Origin of the sequence: Demequina sp. NBRC 110051, assembly GCF_002090055.1 — a bacterium.
Lineage (GTDB): Bacteria > Actinomycetota > Actinomycetes > Actinomycetales > Demequinaceae > Demequina.
On record NZ_BBRH01000008.1, the window covers coordinates 108,678 to 128,519 of the forward strand.

Here is a 19,842-nt window from a genome sequence, read left to right on the forward strand (position 1 = left end):
GTCCCCGTGTCACGGACGCCGTCCCTGATACGATGAACACGGCTCGGATCCCCGAGCCACCAACACAACCTGGCAGGCCAGCCGGATGCTGATCCTCGGTGGTGATGGGCAGAACCCCTCCCGCATGGAGCCGTTCTGAGCATTTCGACTGACGATCAGTTGCGTGGCACACGCCACATCCGCATGCCTGCCATAAGGCAAGGAGTACTCATCCCTATGGAGGGTCCTGAGATCAAGGCCGCAGAAGCGGTCATCGACAACGGCAAGTTCGGTACCCGCACCGTGCGCTTCGAGACGGGTCGTCTCGCGCAGCAGGCCGCCGGTACCGTCGCCGCCTACCTCGACAACGACACCATGCTGCTGTCGGCGACCACCGCCGGCAAGCACCCCCGCGACGGCTTCGACTTCTTCCCCCTGACGGTGGACGTCGAGGAGCGCTCGTACGCCGCCGGCAAGATCCCCGGCTCGTTCTTCCGTCGCGAGGGCCGCCCCTCGACCGACGCCATCCTCACCTGCCGTCTCATCGACCGCCCGCTGCGCCCCACCTTCGTGTCGGGTCTGCGCAACGAGGTCCAGGTCGTCGTGACGGTGCTCGCGATCAACCCCGACGACGCGTACGACACGCTCGCGATCAACGCCGCCTCGGCGTCGACGCAGCTGTCGGGCCTGCCCTTCACCGGCCCCGTTGCCGGTGTGCGCATCGCCCTGGTCGACGGCCAGTGGGTCGCCTTCCCGCGTTACTCCGAGAAGGAGCGCGCGGTGTTCGATATGGTCGTGGCCGGCCGCATCGCCGGTGACGACGTCGCCATCATGATGGTCGAGGCCGAGGCGACCGACGACGCCTTCCAGCTGGTCTCCGAGGGCGCCACCGCGCCCACCGAGTCCGTCGTGGCCGAGGGCCTCGAGGCCGCCAAGCCCTTCCTGCGCGCGCTGTGCGAGGCGCAGATCCAGCTCGCGAACGAGGCCGCCAAGGAGACGCAGGAGTTCCCGCGCTTCCTCGACTACGAGGACGACGTCCTCGAGGCCGTGACCGCCGCGACCGAGGCGGACCTCACCGAGGCCCTCCAGATCGCCGACAAGCAGACCCGCGAGAACCGTCTCGACGAGATCAAGGCCTCCGCGCTCGAGTCTCTCGGTGCCCAGTTCGAGGGCCGCGAGAAGGAGATCTCCGCCGCGGTGCGCTCCGTCACCAAGAAGACGGTGCGCCAGCGCATCCTCAAGGACGGCGTGCGCATCGACGGCCGTGGCCTGCGCGACATCCGTCCGCTGTCGGCCGAGGTGGGCCCCATCCCGCGCGTGCACGGCTCCGCGATCTTCGAGCGTGGCGAGACCCAGATCATGGGCATCACCACCCTCAACATGCTCAAGATGGAGCAGCAGATCGACTCCTTTAACCCGGAGACGAAGAAGCGCTACATGCACCACTACAACTTCCCGCCCTTCTCCACGGGCGAGACCGGTCGTGTGGGTTCCCCCAAGCGTCGCGAGATCGGCCACGGCGCCCTCGCCGAGCGTGCCCTGGTTCCCGTCCTGCCGTCGCGTGAGGACTTCCCCTACGCGATCCGTCAGGTCTCCGAGGCGTTGGGCTCGAACGGCTCGACCTCCATGGGTTCCGTGTGCGCCTCGACGCTCGCGCTGCTGAACGCCGGTGTGCCGCTGAAGGCCCCCGTCGCCGGTATCGCCATGGGCCTCGTGTCCGACACCGTTGACGGCGAGACCCGCTACGCGGCGCTCACCGACATCCTGGGCGCCGAGGACGCGTTCGGCGACATGGACTTCAAGGTCGCCGGTACGTCGGAGTTCGTCACCGCCATCCAGCTCGACACCAAGCTCGACGGCATCCCCGCCTCGGTGCTCGCCGGCGCGCTCGACCAGGCCAAGGAGGCTCGCCTCCACATCCTGGACGTCATGGCCGGTGCGATCACCGAGCCCGACGAGATGAGCCCCCACGCTCCCCGCATCATCACGGTGAAGGTCCCCGTCGACAAGATCGGTGAGGTCATTGGCCCCAAGGGCAAGATGATCAACCAGATCCAGGACGACACGGGCGCCGACATCTCGATCGAGGACGACGGCACGGTCTTCATCGGTGCCGTGGACGGCCCCTCGGCCGAGGCCGCGCGCTCGGCGATCAACGCGATCGCCAACCCGCACGTTCCCGAGGTCGGCGAGCGCTACCTGGGCACGGTCGTGAAGACCGTCGCCTTCGGCGCGTTCGTCTCGCTGTCGCCGGGCAAGGACGGTCTGCTGCACATCTCGCAGATCCGCAAGCTCGTGGGCGGCAAGCGCGTCGAGAACGTCGAGGACGTGCTGTCCATCGGCCAGAAGATCCAGGTCGAGATCACCGAGGTCGACCCGCGCGGCAAGCTGTCGCTCGGCGTGGTCGAGGAGAAGTCGGACGAGGCCGCCGAAGGCGCCTCCGAGGAGGCCGGCGAGTAATCGCCCCTTCCTGATTCACCGCGAGGGCGGTCCCGGGTTGCCGGGGCCGCCCTCGCGGCGTCTCCGTGGTGGGCCGAGTGCGGAGCCCAGCCACGGGGTCGGAGCGCCCGGCGCATGTGCGTGCACGAGGTGCGGTCAATCCGCGGATCGCCCGCGCGGGTGGCCCATGTCGCGCGCGGGTGCGGGCAATGCGCGAAATGACCGCACCGTAGGCCGTGGGTCGCGCACGTTTCGCCGTGAGTCGGCAGCCCAGCCCGTCGATCGGCCAGATGACGGGCTGAAATGCTCACAGGGGCACGGTGGCACGGCGAGTTCAGATGTGACGGGCTGGAGTGCGCCGCGGCCCCGCCACCGGGCGCGCCGCTCACCCCAGGCTCGCCCCCCGCACCGCACGCGAAGCCACCCGCGTTAGGCTCACCGGTATGCCTCACGCCTTGCCGCTCGTCGGCGCCGCCGCCACCGGAAGCCACCTCACCGTCGAGCAGGATGCGGGGGCGATCATCCGCCGCTCGGTCCTGCCCGGGGGAGTGCGGGTCCTCACCGAACATATCCCGGGTATGCGCTCCGCAACCATCGGCGCGTGGGTGGGGGTGGGCAGCCGCGACGAGACCCCCGAGCACGCGGGCTCCACCCACTTCCTCGAGCACCTGCTGTTTAAGGGCACGCCCCGGCGCACCGCTCAGGACATCGCGGTCGAGTTCGACCGCGTGGGCGGGGAGTCCAACGCCATGACGGGCAAGGAGTTCACCTGCTATTACGCGCGGGTGATCGATCGCGACCTGCCCACCGCGATCGACGTGATCCTCGACATGGTGACCTCTGCGTCGATCACCGAGGATGACTTCGAGATGGAGCGGGGCGTCATCCTCGAAGAGCTTGCGATGAACGACGACGACCCCGGCGACGTCGCCCACGAGCGCTTCACCGAGGCGGTCCTCACGGGCCACCCGCTGGGCCGTCCCATCGGCGGAACCCCCGACATCATCCGCTCCGTGACCCGCGACGCGGTCATCGAGCACTACCGCGAGCACTACAAGCCGTCGGGGTTGATCGTGTCCGCCGCTGGCAACGTCGACCACGACACGGTGTGCGGGATGGTCCAGGAGGCCCTCGCGCTCGGCGGGTGGGACCTCACGGGTGACATTGCGCCCGTCGGCAGGCGCGACGCATTCGCTGCCGTCGAGGCGACCCTCACCCCCGAGGTCCGTATCACCCGCGACCTTGAGCAGGCACACGTGGTGCTCGGCTCGCGCGGCTTCCGCGCCACCGACGAGCGCCGCGCCACCCTGGGCGTCATGAACGCGATCCTGGGCGGCGGCATGTCGTCGCGCCTGTTCCAGGAGATTCGCGAGAAGCGCGGCCTCGCGTACTCGGTGTACTCGTTTGGCGCGCCCTCGGCCGAGGCAGGCATCTGGGGCATGTACGGCGCGTGCAACCCGTCCAAGGCCGACGAGGTCGAGCGCCTGCTCGCCGGCGAGCTCGAGCGCATGACCGCGGGCATCACGGACGAGGAGCTCGAGCGCGCGAAGGGCCAGATCGCGGGCACCACCGTGCTGCGCCTCGAGGACTCGTACTCCCGGATGTCTCGCCTGGGCAAGGCCGAGCTGGTCTTCGGTGAGCTGTGGAGCATCGAGGAATCCCTGGCCCAGGTGCGGGCTGTGACGGCCGATGCCGTGGTCGCCATGGCTGCCGATCTCGCCTCGCGTGAGCGTGTCTCCGTCAGGGTAGGGCCCGCCCGCTAAGCGCCTGTTTTCCTGGGGTGACGCAAGTCTCAGCCCATTCCCAGCGTTTCCCCAGGAACCGTCCATAGCCTCATCGCGACAGCACGTCACGAGGGACAGGACGGAATATGCCGCAGTTCACTTTTTCCCGCGCTCGCCTGCGCGCATGGGGTATTCCCGCCGCGACGCTCGTCGCCGGCGCAGGGATCGGCGTCGGCGCGATGGCCCTGTGGGGGCCCGCAGGTACCGACACCGCCCAGGCGATGGGGCGCGGCGCGACGGCAGGTGGCGGTACCCAGACCGTCACGGTCGCGCTGCAGACCCTCGAGGAGACGGTGGACGCCACGGGCACCCTCGCTGCCGTGACGAGCTCGGCGCTGGCCTTCGAGGCCTCGGGAGAGGTCACGACGGTCAACGTCGAGGAGGGCGACACGGTGGCCGAGGGGGACGTCATCGCCGAGATCGACACCCTGGCGCTCACCGCATCGCTGCGCGCCGCCGAGGCCGATCTCGCCCAGGCGGAGGCCTCGCTGTCGAACCTTGAGGACGAGGCCGACGGAACGGACGCGTCCGACGCCCAGATCGAGGCCGCCCAGTCCCAGGTTGACGTCCTCGAGAGCTCCGTGGAGGAGGCCGAGGACGCGATGAGCGACGCGCAGCTCGTCGCCGACATTGCCGGGCTCGTGACGAGCCAGCCGTACGAGGTGGGAGACGTCGTCTCCGGTGGCGCCAGCGCCGGCGGCACCGATGCGGGCGGCATGGACACGGCCGCCACGACGACCACGACGGCGTCGAGCGGCGTCACGATCGTGGGCCAGGACCAGTGGACGGTATCCGTGAGCCTCTCCGAGGCGGACGTCGCCGAGATTGCCGAGGGTGACCAGGTCACCTTCACGGCCGACGACCTCACAGACCCGTTCTTCGGCGTCGTCACGGACATCGCGAACCTCCCCACCACCACCGGCGGCAGCGCGACCTATGCCGTCGAGCTCACCGTGACGGGCACCGTCGAGGGCCTGTACGAGGGCACGTCGGTGGACGCGAGCATCGTGACCCTGCGAGAGGCGGACGTGCTCGCGATCCCCGCGAACGCGATTTCCACCACGGACGGCGCGTCGACGGTGACCGTCGTGGGTGACGACGGCGAGACCGAGGAGCGCGAGGTGACGACCGGCGGGACCATCGGCGCCTATACCGAGATCACGGAAGGCCTGACCGAGGGGGAGCAACTCGAGGTGACCGTCATGGCCTCGGCGGGCACGACCGACGGCGACGACGCCGCGGCCGGCTTCGGTGGGCAGTTCCGCGGCGGTGAGCTTCCCGAGGGGATGACGTTCCCCGGCGGCGAGATGCCCACCGGTCAGGCGCCGGGCCAGTGACCGCCCGCCGCGCCGCGCCTCACGACGAGGACCGTCAGATGACCTCCCCTTCCACCGTCATGCTTGACCTGGATGCCCCGGTGATCGAACTCTCCGGCGCCCGCAAGACCTACCTCACCGGGGACATCGAGTTCGAGGCCCTACGAGGGATCGACTGCCGCATCTATCCGGGCGAGTACGTCGCCATCGTCGGCCCCTCGGGTTCGGGCAAATCCACGCTGATGAACATCCTGGGCTGCCTCGACGTGCTCACCGAGGGCAGCTACGTCCTCGCGGGCGAGGACGTCTCCCACATGAATGAGGTGTCTTTGGCCTCCGCGCGCAATCGGCGCATCGGCTTCGTGTTCCAGCAATTCCACCTGCTTCCCAGCCTCACGGCTGTAGGAAACGTGGAGCTTCCGCTCGTCTACGCGGGCGTGGCACCCGGTGAGCGCCGTGAGCGGGCGCTCGCGGCGCTCGACCGAGTGGGCCTCGCGGACAAGGCGAGGAACCACCCCGGTCAGCTCTCGGGCGGCCAGCAGCAGCGCGTCGCCATCGCGCGCGCGCTCGTCACCGAGCCCGCGATCGTCCTGGCCGACGAGCCCACCGGAAACCTCGACTCGCGCTCGACGGCGGATGTGCTGGGCATGCTCGATGACCTCCACGCGGAGGGCTCCACGATCGTCCTCATCACGCACGAGGCGGATGTCGCCGCACGCGCGCAGACCATCTACAACGTGACCGACGGGCAGTTCGTCGGCGACTCCGTGGGGATTGCTAAATGAGAACCGCCGATCTCCTCAGCAGTTCGTGGAGCGCCATCCGCAGTCACAAGATGCGATCCCTGCTCACCATGCTCGGCATCGTGGTCGGCATCGCCTCCGTGGTGCTCACCGTCGGCCTCGGCCTGGGTACCCAGAAGGACGTGTCGGACCAGATCGCGTCGCTGGGCTCGGACCTGCTCATCGTGTCGCCCGGATCCTCCACCGACGACTCGGGTACGCGCGGCGGTTTCGGTAGCGCCCAGACGCTCACCCTGACGGACGCGGAGGCGCTCGCGTCGACCGTGGCGGTGCCCGATGCCGTGGGCGTCGCCGCGGAGAAGACCTCCGATCTCTCGCTCGAGTATGGCGAGAGCAACTGGACCACGACGGTCACCGGCACCTCGACGAGCTGGACCGACGTGCGCTCGCGAGAGCTCCTGTACGGCGACTTCTTCACCGAAGACGAGGTGACCTCGGCGGCCGACGTCATCGTGCTCGGCAGCGAGACCGCTCATGAACTGTTCGGCTCGACGGCGGTGGTGGGCCAGGACGTCGTGATCGACGGCGACTCCTTCGAGGTGGTCGGGGTGCTGGCCGAGGCCGGATCCTCCGGCGACACCTCGCTCGACGACCTGGCCGTGGTGCCGATGACCACGATGGTCGAGACGCTCGACGACTCCGGCGCGAGCGAGGCGGTGCAAACCATCTACCTCAAGGCCGCCTCCTCCGACGTGCTGAGCGCAGCGTCCCAGGAGGCTCAGAATCTGCTGCTGAACCTGCACGGGATCGCCTCCGTCGACGACGCCGACTTCACGATCGACGTGCAGGACTCGCTGATCGACGCAGCCACGTCCGTGTACGAGCAGCTGACGATTCTGCTGACGGGTATTGCGGCGCTCGCCCTGCTCGTGGGCGGTATCGGCGTGATGAACATCATGCTCGTGTCTGTCACCGAGCGCACGCGCGAGATTGGCCTGCGCAAGGCGCTCGGCGCGGCGCCGGCGACGATCCGCAACCAGTTCCTGATCGAGGCCATGATCTTGGGCCTCAGCGGAGGCGCGATCGGCGTGGTGATCGGCGTCGGCCTCGCGCTCGCCCTGCCCAGCGTGCTCGGCTCCACGATCGTCATCTCGGGCCTTGCGCTCGTGGTGTCCGTGGTCGTCGCCGTCGGCATCGGCGCCGTGTTTGGCGTCTACCCGGCCGCCCGCGCTGCCCGCCTTGCCCCCATCGACGCCCTTCGCGACCAGTAACCGCGCCCTACGAGAGGACCTCCTCATGACTATCACCCGTACCCACCGTGCCTTTGCTCTCGCCGGGCTGACCGCGGCGCTGCTCGCCGGCTGCTCGACGTCGGACGACAGCGACGCCACCGCATCCGCCGACACCGCCACCTCCGCCGCGCCCGAGCAGCCCGCAGGCGACCAGGCGAACGACTTCCAACGTGGCGGCGTCAGCGGCGAGATCGCATACCTCGCCGACGGCACCGCCCAGGTCCAGGACGACAGTTCCCAGACCGCGGTGCGGTTCACCGATGACACGACCGTGACGACGGAGGTGGAGATCGCGCTGACCGATATCGCCGAGGGACAGTGCGTGGTCGTGGTCCTGGGCGACGATGATGCCGCGACCTCCGTGTCCGTCTCCGAGCCCGACGAGGACGGCACCTGCTCGACCGGATTCGGCGGCATGGGCGGCGAGCGTCCCACGGGTGACATGCCCGACGGCATGGAGCGCCCGACCGATGGCGACGTCCCGGCAGACATGCCAACGGCCATGCCCGAGGGCATGGAGGCGCCTGCGGAGGGGACCGCCCCCGAGGGACAGATGCCAGGCGGCTTCGCGGGCCTCGTCACCGGCACCGTGAGTGCCGTGAGTGACGGGGGGCTGACGATCGAGGACTCGGAGGGAGAGTCCACCGAGGTAAGTGTCGCCGACGACGCGTCTGTCACCGGCACCGAGGCGGCCGACACCAGCGCGATCGAGGTGGGCCTGTGCATGACGGCCATGGGCGAGTCCGACTCGTCTGGAGGCTACGACGCGACCTCGATCGAGCTCAGCGCCGCGACCGATGAGGGCTGCACCACCGGCTTTGGTGGGCGCGGAGGCTTCGGCGGCGGTGCAGGCGGCGGCGCCATGGGCGGCGATCTGGACCAGCTCGACACGGACACCGAGTGATGACCGCCAAAGCGGGCAGGCCTCGCTGGGGCTGGCGCGCAGCCGCGGTGCCGGTCGCCGTGGGCGCGGTCGTCGCAGCGGTGACGCTCACGGGCGCGACCCAGAGCGTCGCCACGTACCGCACCGCCACCGCCACCACCGGTGACGTCACACAGACGCTCACGACGACCGGCGCGATCGAGTCCGCCAGCCGCTCCGACCTGTCCTTCCAGATCGACGGCACCGTCGAGTCGCTCGAGGTGACCGAGGGAGACACCGTCGAGGCCGGCGACACGCTCGCCACGCTCGAGGTGGGCGACCTCGAGGACGCGGTGGCCGCGGCCGAGGAGGCTCTCGCGGACGCCGAGGAGGCGCTCGCGGATGATCTCGAGGCGCAAAGCGAGGACTCGTCGACCACGGCATCGTCCGTCGCGTACCGCACCGAGGGTGAGGCCGACGCCACCGTCACGACGGTCGCCTACACGGTCGCGTCAACGGTCGCGACGGCCGATGCGACGGCGGGCGCGAGCGACGAGGTCGCCGCGGCGCTCGCGGACCTTCGTTCCGCGCAGCAGGCTCTGCTGGACCAGTACGACCTGGCGCAGGCCGCGCTCGACGCCGCCGACGAGGCCTCCACGAGCGCTCAAGAGGTGTGTGCGGCATTCACCTCGGTGAGCGACGACAGTGCCGCGACGGGTGAGTCAGGCGGCGGTGCCGAGGAAGGCTCCGAGGGCGTGGCCCCCGAGGCGGGTGAGGACGATGACACGGCGCTCGCCGATGCGCTCGCCGCCTGCCAGGAAGCTACCGACACCGCCCTCGCCGCGTCCCAGGCCTCGATCGCCGAACAGCAGGAGCTGATGGCGCTCGCGACGGCCGTCGACGAGGCGGTCGCCACCTACCAAGAGGCACTCGGGAACTCGGGCGCGAGCGGCGACGATGACGGCGACGCTAACGTGACGGAGCCCGAGGCTTCAGCATCGCCCGAGCCGTCGACGCCGGAGACGTCGACTCCCGAGCCAACCACCACCGCACCCTCGACGCCCGACAGTGCTGCGACGCCCGAGGGCACTCACGACGGTGGCGCGGGAACCGAGGGCTCAGGCGATGACACGCCCATGCCCTCGGGCCAGGACGACACAGGCTTGAGCCAGGGCGGCGCAGTCGCAGGGGGCTCGGGGATGAGCGGCTCGACCGGCGGCGAGCAGGCCGTGCCCACGGCGGCCGACATCCTCGCCGACAAGGCGGACATCACGGCAGCCCAAGCCGATCTGGCCCTCGCCCAGCAGCAGCTCGAATACGCCTCGCTCACGGCGCCCGTCGCGGGCACCATCGTCGCGGTCGGGTTTGCCGCGGGCGACGACGTGACGGCCGGAGATACGACGGCGGTCATCACGGTGGTCGCGGACAACTCCTACGTCGTCAACCTCGCCGTGAGCCTCACGGAGGCGCAGCTCCTCGCCGCGGGTCAGGATGCGCAGGTCACGCTCACCAGCACGGGCGACGTGGTGGCCGGCACCGTGGCGAGCGTGTCCCACGTCAATGCGGGCAACGCCTATCAGCAGTCCTATGCGGTGAGCGTCGCGGTGCCCGACCCAGGGTTCGAGATCCGCATCGGCGCGGCAACCCGCATGGTGATCACCGTCGCGGCATCGACCGACGTGTTGGTGGTGCCCACCTCCGCCGTCACGGATGCTGCGGGCGCGGCAACCGTGCAGGTTCTCGCCGCGGATGGCACGCCCACCGAGACCACGATCGAGACCGGCGCGATCGGCACGGAGTACACCGAGGTCCTCTCGGGGCTCGATTCCGGCGCCCAGGTGGTGCTCGCGGATCTGACCGAGCCGCTGACCGACGAGGAGGCCGAGGAATCCAGCGGGCTGCTGGGCGGCCTCGACTCAGGCTCCGATGACTCCGGCGAATTCCAGATGCCCGATGGCTTCACCCCGCCGGGCGGGGGAGCGGGCGGCGGTTTCCAGCCGCCGACCGTGAACGGCTGACCCCGCACCTTCGGTTCCGGGGCGCCCGGTAGGCTCGTGGACATGATCAACGTGGCCGTGCTGGGCGCCTCGGGGCGCATGGGATCGACCGTCGTCGAGGCGGTGACCGGGGCCGACGACATGAAGGTGGTCGCCCGTCTCAGCGCAAGCGACACGGTCGCGGACGCGGCCCGCGCGCAGGCCACCGTGGCCGTCGACTTCACGGTTCCCGAGGCCTCCGAGGCCAACGTGCACGCCCTCATCGACGCCGGCATCCATGCGGTGGTCGGCACCTCCGGGTGGACTCAGGACGCGGTCGCGCGCGTCGAGGAGCACCTGCGCGAGCGCCCCGAGATCGGCGTGCTCATCGCTCCCAACTTCGCGCTCGGTGCGGTGCTCGCCATGCGGTTCGCAGCCGCCGCGGCGCCCTACTTCGAGTCCGTCGAGGTCATCGAGATGCACCACCCCGACAAGCTCGACGCGCCCTCCGGCACCGCTCACCACACGGCCGCCGGCATCGCGGCAGCGCGAGCCGCCGCGGGCATCGGCCCCTCGCCCGACGCCACCCAGCACGACCCGGCGGGCGCTCGTGGCGCCCTGGTCGACGGCGTGCGCGTCCACGCGGTGCGCCTGCGCGGCCTCACCGCGCACGAGGAGGTGCTGCTGGGCAACCCCGGCGAGCAGTTCACGCTGCGCCACGACAGCTTCGACCGCTCGTCGTTCATGCCCGGCGTGCTCCTGGGTATTCGCGAGATCGATCGCCACCCCGGGCTCACGCTCGGGCTCGACGGCTACTTGAGCCTGTAGATGCGCCTGTTCCGCCAGCCGGCCTTCCTCGCCGCCGTCGCGATGACGGTGCTGCTCGCCATGTACTTCGCGTTCGTGGCACAGTACGCGGTCGCCTTTGTGATGGCCGATGCCTGGGCCGCCAAGGCGCTCGGGCTCGCCCTGCTCGTGCTGCCCGCGATCGGCCTGTGGTACGTCATCGTGGAATGGCGGCTGGGCACCACGGTACAGCGCATGGCCGACGTGCTCGAGGGTGAGGGCGGCCTGCCGCTCCACGACGGCGAGCGACTGCCTAACGGGCGGCTCACGGAGGCCGCAGCGGAGGCGATCTTCGAGGTCGCGCGCCTCGAGGCCGAGCACAGCCCCGACGACTGGCGCGCGTGGTTCAGGGTTGCGTGGGCCTACGACGCGAACCGCGACCGCTCCATGGCCCGCAAATCGCTGCGCCACGCCGCCGACCTGTTCCGGGCCGAGCGGCGCGCGAGCGTCTGACCTTCTAGCTGAGGTCGGCCCGCCACATTAGCTCGGCCATCTCTCCGGCCGGACCGTCCATGCCGCGGCGGATGCCGCCCTCGGCGAATCCCGCGGAGGCGAGGAACGCCTCGCGCGCCTCGTCACCCTCGATCGCCCACGCGCGCACCGGCGACGTGCCGTGGATACGCAGGGTGTCGACGCAGGCGGCGAGCAGGCGTGAGCCGTGTCCCAGACGTCGGTGCTCGGGGGCAACCTCGAGCGCGATGATCTCGCCCTGCGCGAGGGCCGCGAAGCCCACCACATGCGGGCCGTCGGTCGCCACGAACACGCGGTGCTGGCGCGACGGCGGCGCCTCGATGGCGGCGCCCCACTGCGCGAGGATCTCGTCGCGCGGAAGCCCGGCCACGGCATCGGCCCCCAACGTGGCCCGCCACGCGGCCAACTGAATGTCCGCGATGGCCTCCTCGTCTCCGGGGACGGCGGGGCGGGCGGAGACATCGGCGGTGGGCATGGGAACCAGCCTACGGGCTCGATAGCCTGGCGAGATGACTGTGCTGACCGCCGCCCTCGCCTCAACCGTCGGCATCGGAGCGCTGCTCATCGGCGCGTTCGTGGGCTGGCGGTTCGACGTCTCCAAGCGGGCCGTCGCGGCCGTGCTCGCGTTCGGTGCTGGTGTACTGATCGCGACGTTGGCGCTGGAACTGGTCGCCGAGGCCAACGACGCCGGTGGCGTATGGCCGGTAGTCGCGGGCTTTGGCGGGGGAGCGGTGCTGTATGTCGGTGGCGACGCGCTCGTCTCGCGATTGGCGAGCCGTCACCGCCACCCGTCCCATGAGCCCTCGGGCTCACGCAACAAGACGGCCAAGCGCGGTGGGGACACCCCGGGTGGCGGCGCCCCCATCGCCGTGGGTGCGCTGCTGGACGGCATCCCCGAGGCGATCGTCATCGGGCTCGCGGCCGCCGGCGGTGGATTCCCTGGCGCCATCGTCGCGGCCATCGGCCTGAGCAACATCCCCGAGGGGCTCGCCGGCACCGTGCCACTGCGCCGCTCGGGTCGTGGCCCGGGATTCATCTTTGGACTGTGGGGCTCGATCACCGCGCTCGCGGTGCTCGCCACGGTCGTTGCTGTGCTGTTCTTGCAGGACGCATCCGGAGCGACGCTCGGCGTCATCCAGTCCGTCGCCGCGGGCGCGCTGCTCGCGATGGTCGCGAACGCGATGATTCCCGAGGCATTCGATGAGGAGCACTGGGCGACCGGACTCATCGCGACCGCCGGCTTCCTCGTGGCGTTCGTGCTGGGGGAGCTGGGCTAGCGCTCGCCCCTAACCCCAGCCGAGCAGCCGCAGGCACGCCGCTACCGCTGCGGCCGCCGCGACGACCAGGATGAAGGGCGCGCGCTTCCACAGCAGCAGCGCCGCGACGGCGACCGCCGCGACCCTCGCGTCGAGTACCAGCGCACTGCCGGAGGTGAAGGCCTGGGTGGCGAAGAGCGCTGCCAGCAGGCCGACCGTGACGAAGCCGGCGATGCGGTGCACGCGGGGGTGCTCCAGCCACGCCTCGGGCACCACGTGTCCCGCGTACTTGGTGAGGAAGGCAAGCGCCGCGGCCGCGACGATGGCGACCCAGGTCCAGGTGTAGGGGGTCACTCGGGCACCTCCCGCTCGGGCGCATTCCAGCCTGCCACGATCGCGACGAGCGCCGCCGCGAGGATGGGCAGGCCCGCGGGCAGCAGGGGAGTGAGGGCCAAGGCCAAGACGGCCGATGCCGCTGCCACCCCTTGCGCTCGCTTGCTCGCCAGGCGCGGCCACACCAGGCCAAGGAAGGCCGCGGCCGCGGCAGCGTCGAGCCCCCAGTCGGCCGGGTCGCCGATGGCCGATCCGAGCAGGGCGCCCAGCAGCGTGATGGCGTTCCACGCGACGAACACCCCGATGCCCGTCCACCAGAACGCTGCGCGCCGTGCCGCCACATCCTGCGGCGGCTGCGCGAGTGCGACCGCGGTGGACTCGTCGATCGTGAGCTGGGCCGCGGCCGCCCGAGTGAGCGGGCGCATCGGCCGCATGAACGGCGCGAGCGCGATGCCGTAGAAGCCGTTGCGCACGCCCAGGAACGTCGAGGTCGCGACCGCCGCCGCGCCCGAGCCTCCCGCCGCGATCACGCCGATGAACGCGAACTGGGAGCCTCCCGAGAACAGCAGCAGGCTGAGCGCCATGGTTTGCCACACGTCGAGGCCCGCGGCCACCGAGAGCGCGCCAAAGCTCAGTCCATACGCGCCCGTCGCGAGCGACACCGACAGCGCCTGTTGGCGGGTGGCGTCGAGGCGGGGCATGACGAGCATTGTGGCAGGCATGAGCGTGGCCACCGGGCGTCGGACTGGCACCCCCCGTCAACCTCCTGTGAGCCGCCCAGTGTACGGATCCGCGCGGATCCGCACACTCAACGGCTCGTGGGGCGCGGGCTCTCAGTGAGGGCCGGACGCGGCCACGAGGCGAGGGGCTCGGTGGTGAGCGTCGCTGCGTCTGCCACCCACTCGACGGCCGGCGCCATCTCGCCCGCGTCAAAGCACTGCTTGCCGCCCAGGTCGCGCTGGCGGTAGCCCAGCCGGCGAGGCACCGCGCCGCTGCGGGAGTTCGTGGGCGCATGGCCAATGGTCACGACCGCGGCGCCAGCAATGTCGAGGGCGACAAAGGTGAGGGCGGCGGCCGCCTCGGTGACGAGACCCTTGCCCTCGTGCGCGGCGTCGATCCAGTAGCCGATCTCCAGGCCGTCAGGGTCGGTGCGCACGTGAAAGCCGGATCCGCCGACCAACTCGCCCGCCTTGTCGAACATTCCCATGGTGAAGCCGGTGCCCGCGGCGAACTTCTCGGCCTCGCCGGCAATCCACTCGCGCCGGTCCGCCACACTCTGGGGCTCGAACTGGATCCACTCCATGTACGGCCTCAGGTGCGCGAGGTTGCGGGTGACGACCTCGACGAGTTGCTCGGCATCGGCCGCCACGTAGGGCCTCATCACCAGGCGCTCGGTCTCGATCCGGGTGGGGACGTCCAAGGCGGCGGTCATGCCTCCAGTATCCACAGATCCATCGGCACCTCGGCATGCGTGTCATGCGTGATGCCCCGGTGCCGAAACCCTGCCCGGCGCGCGACGGCAATCGCGGCCGCGTTCTCGGGCATCGTCAGGATCTCGACGCGCCTCACCCGCGGGTCCTCGAATGCGACGCGGGTGAGTGCCTCGACCGCCTCCGTCACGTAGCCGCGGCCCTGGTGCTGGGGAGCGAGCCAATAGCCGATCTCGCGGATCTCGACTTCGCGAGCGGGGTGGAGGCCGACCGAGCCCAGCAGTCGGCCGTCGTCGCGCGAGTGCATCGCGAGGTAGCCCTTGGTGCCCTCCGCCGCCCACCGCACGCATTGACGCAGCCAGTCCAGATGCTCGGCGCGGGTGAGCGGCTCATCGCGCGCCCACGGCATCCAGGGGCGCAGGTGCTCGGCGCTCGTGACGAGGAGCGCGTGATAGGAATCGACGTCCTTCTCCGGTTCCCAGCGCCGCAGCACCAGTCGCTCCGTCTCGATGCGGCTCGGCACGGTGTGTTCGGGGCTCACGGCACGATCCTGCCAGTCGACCCGCGGCTAGCATGGCGGCCATGGCAGACGACAAGCGGCAGCGCCGCACCCGCATCGTGGCCGGCGTGACCATCGTCGCCCTCATCCTCGGCACCACCGGAGGCGTGCTGCTCACGACGCTCTTCAGCTGAGCCGTGCGCTCAGCGGCGCTCGTAGGTGACGAACCGGTGGCGCGGCCCCGTCTCGGAGTCCCGCCAGCCCGAATCCTCGACCTCGGCCCACACCGCCGGATCCACCGCGGGCGCGAATGTGTCGCCGTCCACCTCGAGGTCGATTTCGGTCACCTCGAGCCCGTCGACGGCCTCGAGCGCGGCCCCGTAGACCCGCCCGCCGCCGATCACCCATACGTCACCGTTGGGGGTCAGGCGAGCCGCGGTCTCGAGCGCGGCCGCGAGCGAGGCGACCACGGCATCGGCCCCCGGAACTGACGCCGCAGACGAGACGACCACGTTGACCCGGCCCGGGAGCGGGCGGAACTTTTCGGGAAACGACTCCCAGGTGCGCCGGCCCATGACGACCGCGCCGCCGCGGGTGAGCGCGGAGAATCGCTTGAGGTCCTCCGGCAGGTGCCAGGGCATGTCGCCGCCGGCGCCGATGACGGGGCGCCCGGCGCCGTCGCGTGCCTGTGCCCAGATCGCCTTGAGTGCCACAGCGGCGTCAGACGGCCACGGGCGCCTTGATGCCCGGGTGGTGCTGGTAGTTCTCGAACACCACATCGTCGATGTCGTAGTCGAACAGCGAGTCCTTCACCGGCAGCGACAGGGTCGGATACGGGTATGGCTCGCGCGTGAGCTGCAGTTCGACCTGCTCGAGGTGGTTGGAGTAGATGTGGCAGTCGCCGCCGGTCCAGACGAAGTCGCCCACCTCGAGCCCGGTCTGCGCCGCGATCATGTGGGTGAGGAGGGCGTACGACGCGATGTTGAACGGCACGCCCAGGAACAGGTCCGCGGAGCGCTGGTAGAGCTGGCACGACAGCTTGCCGTCCGCGACGTAGAACTGGAACATCGCGTGGCACGGGGGCAGGGCCATCTCGTCCACGAGCGCGGGATTCCAGGCGCTCACGATGTGCCGGCGAGAGTCGGGCTTGGTGCGGATCGACTCGATCACCTGCGCGATCTGGTCCACGTGCGAGCCATCCGGAGCGGGCCACGAGCGCCATTGATAGCCGTAGACGGGGCCAAGCTCGCCCTCGTCATCCGCCCACTCGTCCCAGATGGAGATGCCGCGCTCCTGCAGCCAGCGCACATTCGTGTCGCCGCGCAGGAACCACAGCAGTTCGCCCACCACGGAGCGCACGTGGACGCGCTTGGTCGTGATGAGGGGGAAGCCCTGATTGAGGTCGTAGCGCAGCTGGCGGCCAAAGACCGAGAGCGTTCCCGTGCCGGTGCGGTCGTCCTTGCGCGTGCCGGTCGCGAGCACGTCGCGCAGCAGGTCCTCGTACGGCGTGGGGATCGCGGGCATGGCGACAGACTACGCCGCGGCCGATGCCGTGGCGGGCTCGCCGCGCGGGCTCGGCTCCGGTGGGGTTGACTGAGGAGATCAGCAGCGTCCGAAGGAGGACCCATGTTCACCGTCACCGACCTGACCGAGGCCATCGACGAGCACCTGGCGTTGGCCTATGAGGCCTCGAGCGGGAGGTCTTCGGTGACGGTGACGGGGGACAGGCACGCCGACTTGCGCCAGACCCTCATCGCGATCGCTGGCGGGAACAGGCTCCACGATCACGACAGCCCGGGGGAGGCGACACTGCAGGTCTTGCGCGGCGAGATCACCCTCACCGTCGGCGAGGGGCAGATGGCTCTCGGGGAGGGCGAGCTGATGGTCCTTCCCGCCGCGAGACATGGCGTGGAGGCGGTCACCGACTGCGCGCTGCTGCTCACCGTCGCGACGCGAGCCGAGCGCTGAAGCCGGCCACCGCATCGGCCGGTCGCAAGGCCCGGACACGATAGGTTTGGCCCCATGACCTCCTCGCGCCCCTTCGGGACGGTGCTCACCGCCATGGTGACGCCGATGCATGACGACGGCTCCCTCGACATTGACGGGGCCGTCACGCTCGCGAAGCACCTGCTGGACCACGGCTCCGATGGGCTCGTGATTTCCGGCACGACGGGCGAGGCGCCGACCACCCACGCGCCGGAGAAGGCGGAACTCACCGCCGCGTTGGTCGAGGCCGTCGGTGACCGCGCGACCCTCATCGCGGGTGCAGGGTCCAACGACACCGCGCACGCCGTCATGATGGCCGAGCAGGCCGCCGAGGCGGGCGTCGACGGCGTCCTCGCGCTGGTGCCGTACTACTCGAAGCCCTCCCAGAAGGGCATCGTCGCGCACCTGTCGGCGATCGCGGGCGCCACCGACCTGCCGGTCATGCTCTACGACATCCCCGGTCGCACGGGCGTCGCGCTCACGGACGAGTCCTTCGACTCTCTCGCTGAGATCGACACCATCGTTGCCAACAAGGATGCGACGGGCAATGTCGCGGCCGCCAAGGATCGCATCGCGCGCACCGGCCTTGCCTGGTATTCGGGCGACGACCCGCTCACCCTTGAGTTTCTGCGCGCCGGCGCCGTGGGAGTGGTCTCCGTGTCCGCCCACGTTGCAGGTCAGCGCATCGCGGCGATGATCGCCGCACATGACGCCGGCGACACCGCCGGCGCCGACCGTCTGCACGAGGAACTGCTTCCCGTGCACGACGCCATCTTCACCGGCCCCGGGGCCGCGAACGCCAAGGCAGCCATGGAGCTGCTGGGCGTCATCCCGGGGCGCCACATGCGTCTGCCGCTGCTGCCGCTCGACGACGACGAGTACGCCTCGCTCGCCTCGGCGCTACGCGCGGGAGGCGTCACCATCCCCTAGGAGAGACGTGACCTTCCACCCCGAACTGTCCGCCCCGCCGGCGCTTGAGCCCGGCACCCTGCGCATCGTCCCGCTCGGCGGGCTCGGCGAGGTGGGCCGGAACATGACGGTCTTCGAGATCGACGGCCGCCTGCTGATCGTCGACTGCGGCGTGCTGTTCCCCGAGGACCACCAGCCCGGCGTCGACCTGATCCTGCCGGACTTCGCGTATATCGAGGACCGCGTCGACGACATCGAGGCGATCGTGCTCACGCACGGCCACGAGGACCACATCGGCGCCGTGCCCTACCTGTTGCGCCTGCGCCAGGACATCCCCATCATCGGCTCGCAGCTCACCCTCGCGTTCATCGAGGCCAAGCTCCAGGAGCACCGCATCAAGCCCGTGACCCTCGCGGTCAAGGAGGGCGGCAGCGAGCAGCTCGGTAAGTTCGGCCTCGAGTTCGTCGCGGTGAACCACTCCATCCCCGACGCGCTTGCGGTGTTCATCACTACGACGGCCGGCACCGTGCTCGGCACGGGCGACTTCAAGATGGACCAACTGCCCCTCGATGGCCGCATCACGGACCTGCGTGCCTTCGCCAAGCTGGGCGAGCGCGGCGTGGACCTGTTCATGACGGACTCCACCAACGCGGAGTCGCCCGGCTTTACCGCCTCCGAGGTGGAGATCACCCCGGTGCTCGACCAGACCTTCGCGAACGCCACCGGCCGCATTGTGGTCGCGAGCTTCTCGAGCCACGTGCACCGCGTGCAGCAGGTCATCAACGCCGCGCACGCGCACGGCCGTCGCGTGGCCTTCGTGGGCCGCTCGATGGTGCGCAACATGAACATCGCCGCGGACATGGGCTACCTCAAGGTGCCCGCCAACATCCTCATCGACGCCAAGAAGGCCGACGACATGCCGGCCGACAAGGTCGTCTACATGTGCACCGGCTCCCAGGGCGAGCCGATGGCCGCGCTCAGCCGCATCGCGAGCCTGGACCACAAGCTGCGCGTGGGTCCCGGCGACCTCGTGGTGCTGGCGTCGTCGCTCATCCCCGGCAACGAGAACGCGGTGTTCCGCGTGATCAACGGCCTCATGCGCCTGGGTGCCACCGTGGTGCACCAGGGCAGCGCGCGTGTGCACGTCTCGGGTCACGCCAGTGCCGGCGAGCTCCTGTACTGCTACAACATCGTGCGTCCCAAGAACGTCATGCCCATCCACGGTGAGGTCCGTCACCTGCTCGCCAACGGCAAGCTCGCGATCAAGACAGGTGTGCCGGAGAAGAACGTCATGTTCGCCGAGAACGGCGTGGCGGTGGACCTCAAGGACGGCGTCGCGAAGATCGTCGGTGCCGTCGAGGTGCACAACGTGTACGTGGACGGCTCCTCGGTGGGTGAGATCACCGACACCGAGCTCAAGGACCGGCGCATCCTGTCGGAAGAGGGCTTCGTGTCCGTGTTCGCCGTGGTCGACTCGACCAACGGCAAGGTGGTCTCCGGCCCCGAGGTGCACGCCCGTGGCCTCGCCGAGGACGACTCGGTCTTCGACGCGATCCTGCCCAAGATCAAGAACGCGCTCGAGGAGGCCGCCGCGAGCGGCAAGGCCGACAACCACCAGTTGCAGCAGGTCATGCGCCGCGTCCTTGGCCGCTACGTGGGCACCAAGCTGCGCAGGCGCCCCATGATCATCCCGATCGTCATCGAGTCGTAGTCGGGATGCC

General features: G+C 70.1%; 20 protein-coding genes. 13 read left to right on the forward strand and 7 right to left on the reverse strand.

Annotated elements, in window-relative coordinates:
* The first annotated feature begins 216 nt into the window (after window positions 1-216).
* From B7K20_RS03215 to B7K20_RS03255, 9 genes are all read left to right on the forward strand, one after another.
* On the forward strand, window positions 217-2,439 hold the full coding sequence (locus B7K20_RS03215) for a polyribonucleotide nucleotidyltransferase (protein WP_084100287.1): 2,223 nt from the start codon (window positions 217-219) through the stop codon (window positions 2,437-2,439).
* Window positions 2,440-2,861: 422 nt separating this feature from the next.
* The gene (locus B7K20_RS03220) at window positions 2,862-4,181 is read left to right on the forward strand and encodes a pitrilysin family protein (protein ID WP_084100290.1); all 1,320 of its coding nucleotides are present in this window, start codon (window positions 2,862-2,864) and stop codon (window positions 4,179-4,181) included.
* A 107-nt stretch (window positions 4,182-4,288) separates the two neighbouring features.
* A complete protein-coding gene (locus B7K20_RS03225; protein WP_084100293.1) occupies window positions 4,289-5,539 on the forward strand; it encodes an efflux RND transporter periplasmic adaptor subunit in 1,251 nt (416 codons plus the stop codon).
* Window positions 5,540-5,577: 38 nt separating this feature from the next.
* Window positions 5,578-6,303 (forward strand): ABC transporter ATP-binding protein, encoded by a 726-nt coding sequence (locus B7K20_RS03230; protein WP_084100604.1) that lies wholly within the window; start codon window positions 5,578-5,580, stop codon window positions 6,301-6,303.
* A complete protein-coding gene (locus B7K20_RS03235) occupies window positions 6,300-7,532 on the forward strand; it encodes an ABC transporter permease (RefSeq protein WP_084100296.1) in 1,233 nt (410 codons plus the stop codon). Before B7K20_RS03230 ends, B7K20_RS03235 begins: the two co-directional genes overlap by 4 nt.
* A 25-nt stretch (window positions 7,533-7,557) precedes the next feature.
* Window positions 7,558-8,457, forward strand: coding sequence for a hypothetical protein (locus B7K20_RS03240; RefSeq protein WP_084100299.1), 900 nt, complete (start codon window positions 7,558-7,560; stop codon window positions 8,455-8,457).
* Window positions 8,457-10,433 carry an efflux RND transporter periplasmic adaptor subunit gene (locus B7K20_RS03245; protein ID WP_144018512.1) on the forward strand — a complete coding sequence of 659 codons (1,977 nt, stop codon included), beginning with the start codon at window positions 8,457-8,459 and terminating at the stop codon, window positions 10,431-10,433. The genes B7K20_RS03240 and B7K20_RS03245 overlap by 1 nt, the downstream gene beginning before the upstream one ends.
* 42 nt (window positions 10,434-10,475) lie before the next feature.
* Window positions 10,476-11,219, forward strand: a complete 744-nt coding sequence (gene dapB, locus B7K20_RS03250) for a 4-hydroxy-tetrahydrodipicolinate reductase (RefSeq protein ID WP_084100305.1) — start codon at window positions 10,476-10,478, stop codon at window positions 11,217-11,219.
* On the forward strand, window positions 11,220-11,690 hold the full coding sequence (locus B7K20_RS03255; protein WP_084100308.1) for a hypothetical protein: 471 nt from the start codon (window positions 11,220-11,222) through the stop codon (window positions 11,688-11,690). It abuts the gene before it with no gap.
* Between the two features lie 4 nt (window positions 11,691-11,694).
* On the opposite strand, the gene B7K20_RS03260 is transcribed toward B7K20_RS03255, so the two are convergent.
* Window positions 11,695-12,183, reverse strand: coding sequence for a GNAT family N-acetyltransferase (locus tag B7K20_RS03260; RefSeq protein ID WP_084100311.1), 489 nt, complete (start codon window positions 12,181-12,183; stop codon window positions 11,695-11,697).
* A gap of 34 nt (window positions 12,184-12,217) precedes the next feature.
* Here B7K20_RS03260 and B7K20_RS03265 point away from each other — a divergent pair, with 34 nt between their 5' ends.
* Window positions 12,218-12,985, forward strand: a complete 768-nt coding sequence (locus B7K20_RS03265; RefSeq protein WP_084100314.1) for a ZIP family metal transporter — start codon at window positions 12,218-12,220, stop codon at window positions 12,983-12,985.
* Window positions 12,986-12,994: 9 nt separating this feature from the next.
* On the opposite strand, the gene B7K20_RS03270 is transcribed toward B7K20_RS03265, so the two are convergent.
* The 6 genes from B7K20_RS03270 to B7K20_RS03295 form a co-directional block, all read right to left on the reverse strand.
* Window positions 12,995-13,318: an AzlD domain-containing protein gene (locus B7K20_RS03270; protein ID WP_084100316.1), complete on the reverse strand. Its 324-nt coding sequence runs from the start codon at window positions 13,316-13,318 to the stop codon at window positions 12,995-12,997.
* Window positions 13,315-13,998, reverse strand: a complete 684-nt coding sequence (locus B7K20_RS03275) for an AzlC family ABC transporter permease (protein WP_371327858.1) — start codon at window positions 13,996-13,998, stop codon at window positions 13,315-13,317. The genes B7K20_RS03270 and B7K20_RS03275 overlap by 4 nt, the downstream gene beginning before the upstream one ends.
* Before the next feature lie 107 nt (window positions 13,999-14,105).
* Window positions 14,106-14,729, reverse strand: coding sequence for a GNAT family N-acetyltransferase (locus B7K20_RS03280; protein ID WP_084100319.1), 624 nt, complete (start codon window positions 14,727-14,729; stop codon window positions 14,106-14,108).
* The gene (locus tag B7K20_RS03285; protein WP_084100322.1) at window positions 14,726-15,268 is read right to left on the reverse strand and encodes a GNAT family N-acetyltransferase; all 543 of its coding nucleotides are present in this window, start codon (window positions 15,266-15,268) and stop codon (window positions 14,726-14,728) included. Before B7K20_RS03285 ends, B7K20_RS03280 begins: the two co-directional genes overlap by 4 nt.
* A gap of 161 nt (window positions 15,269-15,429) precedes the next feature.
* Window positions 15,430-15,939 carry a dihydrofolate reductase gene (locus tag B7K20_RS03290; RefSeq protein ID WP_234985692.1) on the reverse strand — a complete coding sequence of 170 codons (510 nt, stop codon included), beginning with the start codon at window positions 15,937-15,939 and terminating at the stop codon, window positions 15,430-15,432.
* A 7-nt stretch (window positions 15,940-15,946) separates the two neighbouring features.
* A complete protein-coding gene (locus tag B7K20_RS03295; RefSeq protein WP_084100328.1) occupies window positions 15,947-16,750 on the reverse strand; it encodes a thymidylate synthase in 804 nt (267 codons plus the stop codon).
* Between the two features lie 102 nt (window positions 16,751-16,852).
* Between B7K20_RS03295 and B7K20_RS03300 the strand changes: the two genes are divergently transcribed.
* From B7K20_RS03300 to B7K20_RS03310, 3 genes are read left to right on the forward strand one after another with little or no spacing between them, the layout of a single operon-like run.
* Window positions 16,853-17,194, forward strand: a complete 342-nt coding sequence (locus tag B7K20_RS03300; RefSeq protein WP_084100331.1) for a cupin domain-containing protein — start codon at window positions 16,853-16,855, stop codon at window positions 17,192-17,194.
* Window positions 17,195-17,248: 54 nt separating this feature from the next.
* Window positions 17,249-18,142 (forward strand): 4-hydroxy-tetrahydrodipicolinate synthase, encoded by an 894-nt coding sequence (dapA, locus tag B7K20_RS03305; protein WP_084100334.1) that lies wholly within the window; start codon window positions 17,249-17,251, stop codon window positions 18,140-18,142.
* Between the two features lie 7 nt (window positions 18,143-18,149).
* The gene (locus tag B7K20_RS03310; protein ID WP_084100337.1) at window positions 18,150-19,832 is read left to right on the forward strand and encodes a ribonuclease J; all 1,683 of its coding nucleotides are present in this window, start codon (window positions 18,150-18,152) and stop codon (window positions 19,830-19,832) included.
* The last annotated feature ends 10 nt before the right edge of the window (window positions 19,833-19,842 follow it).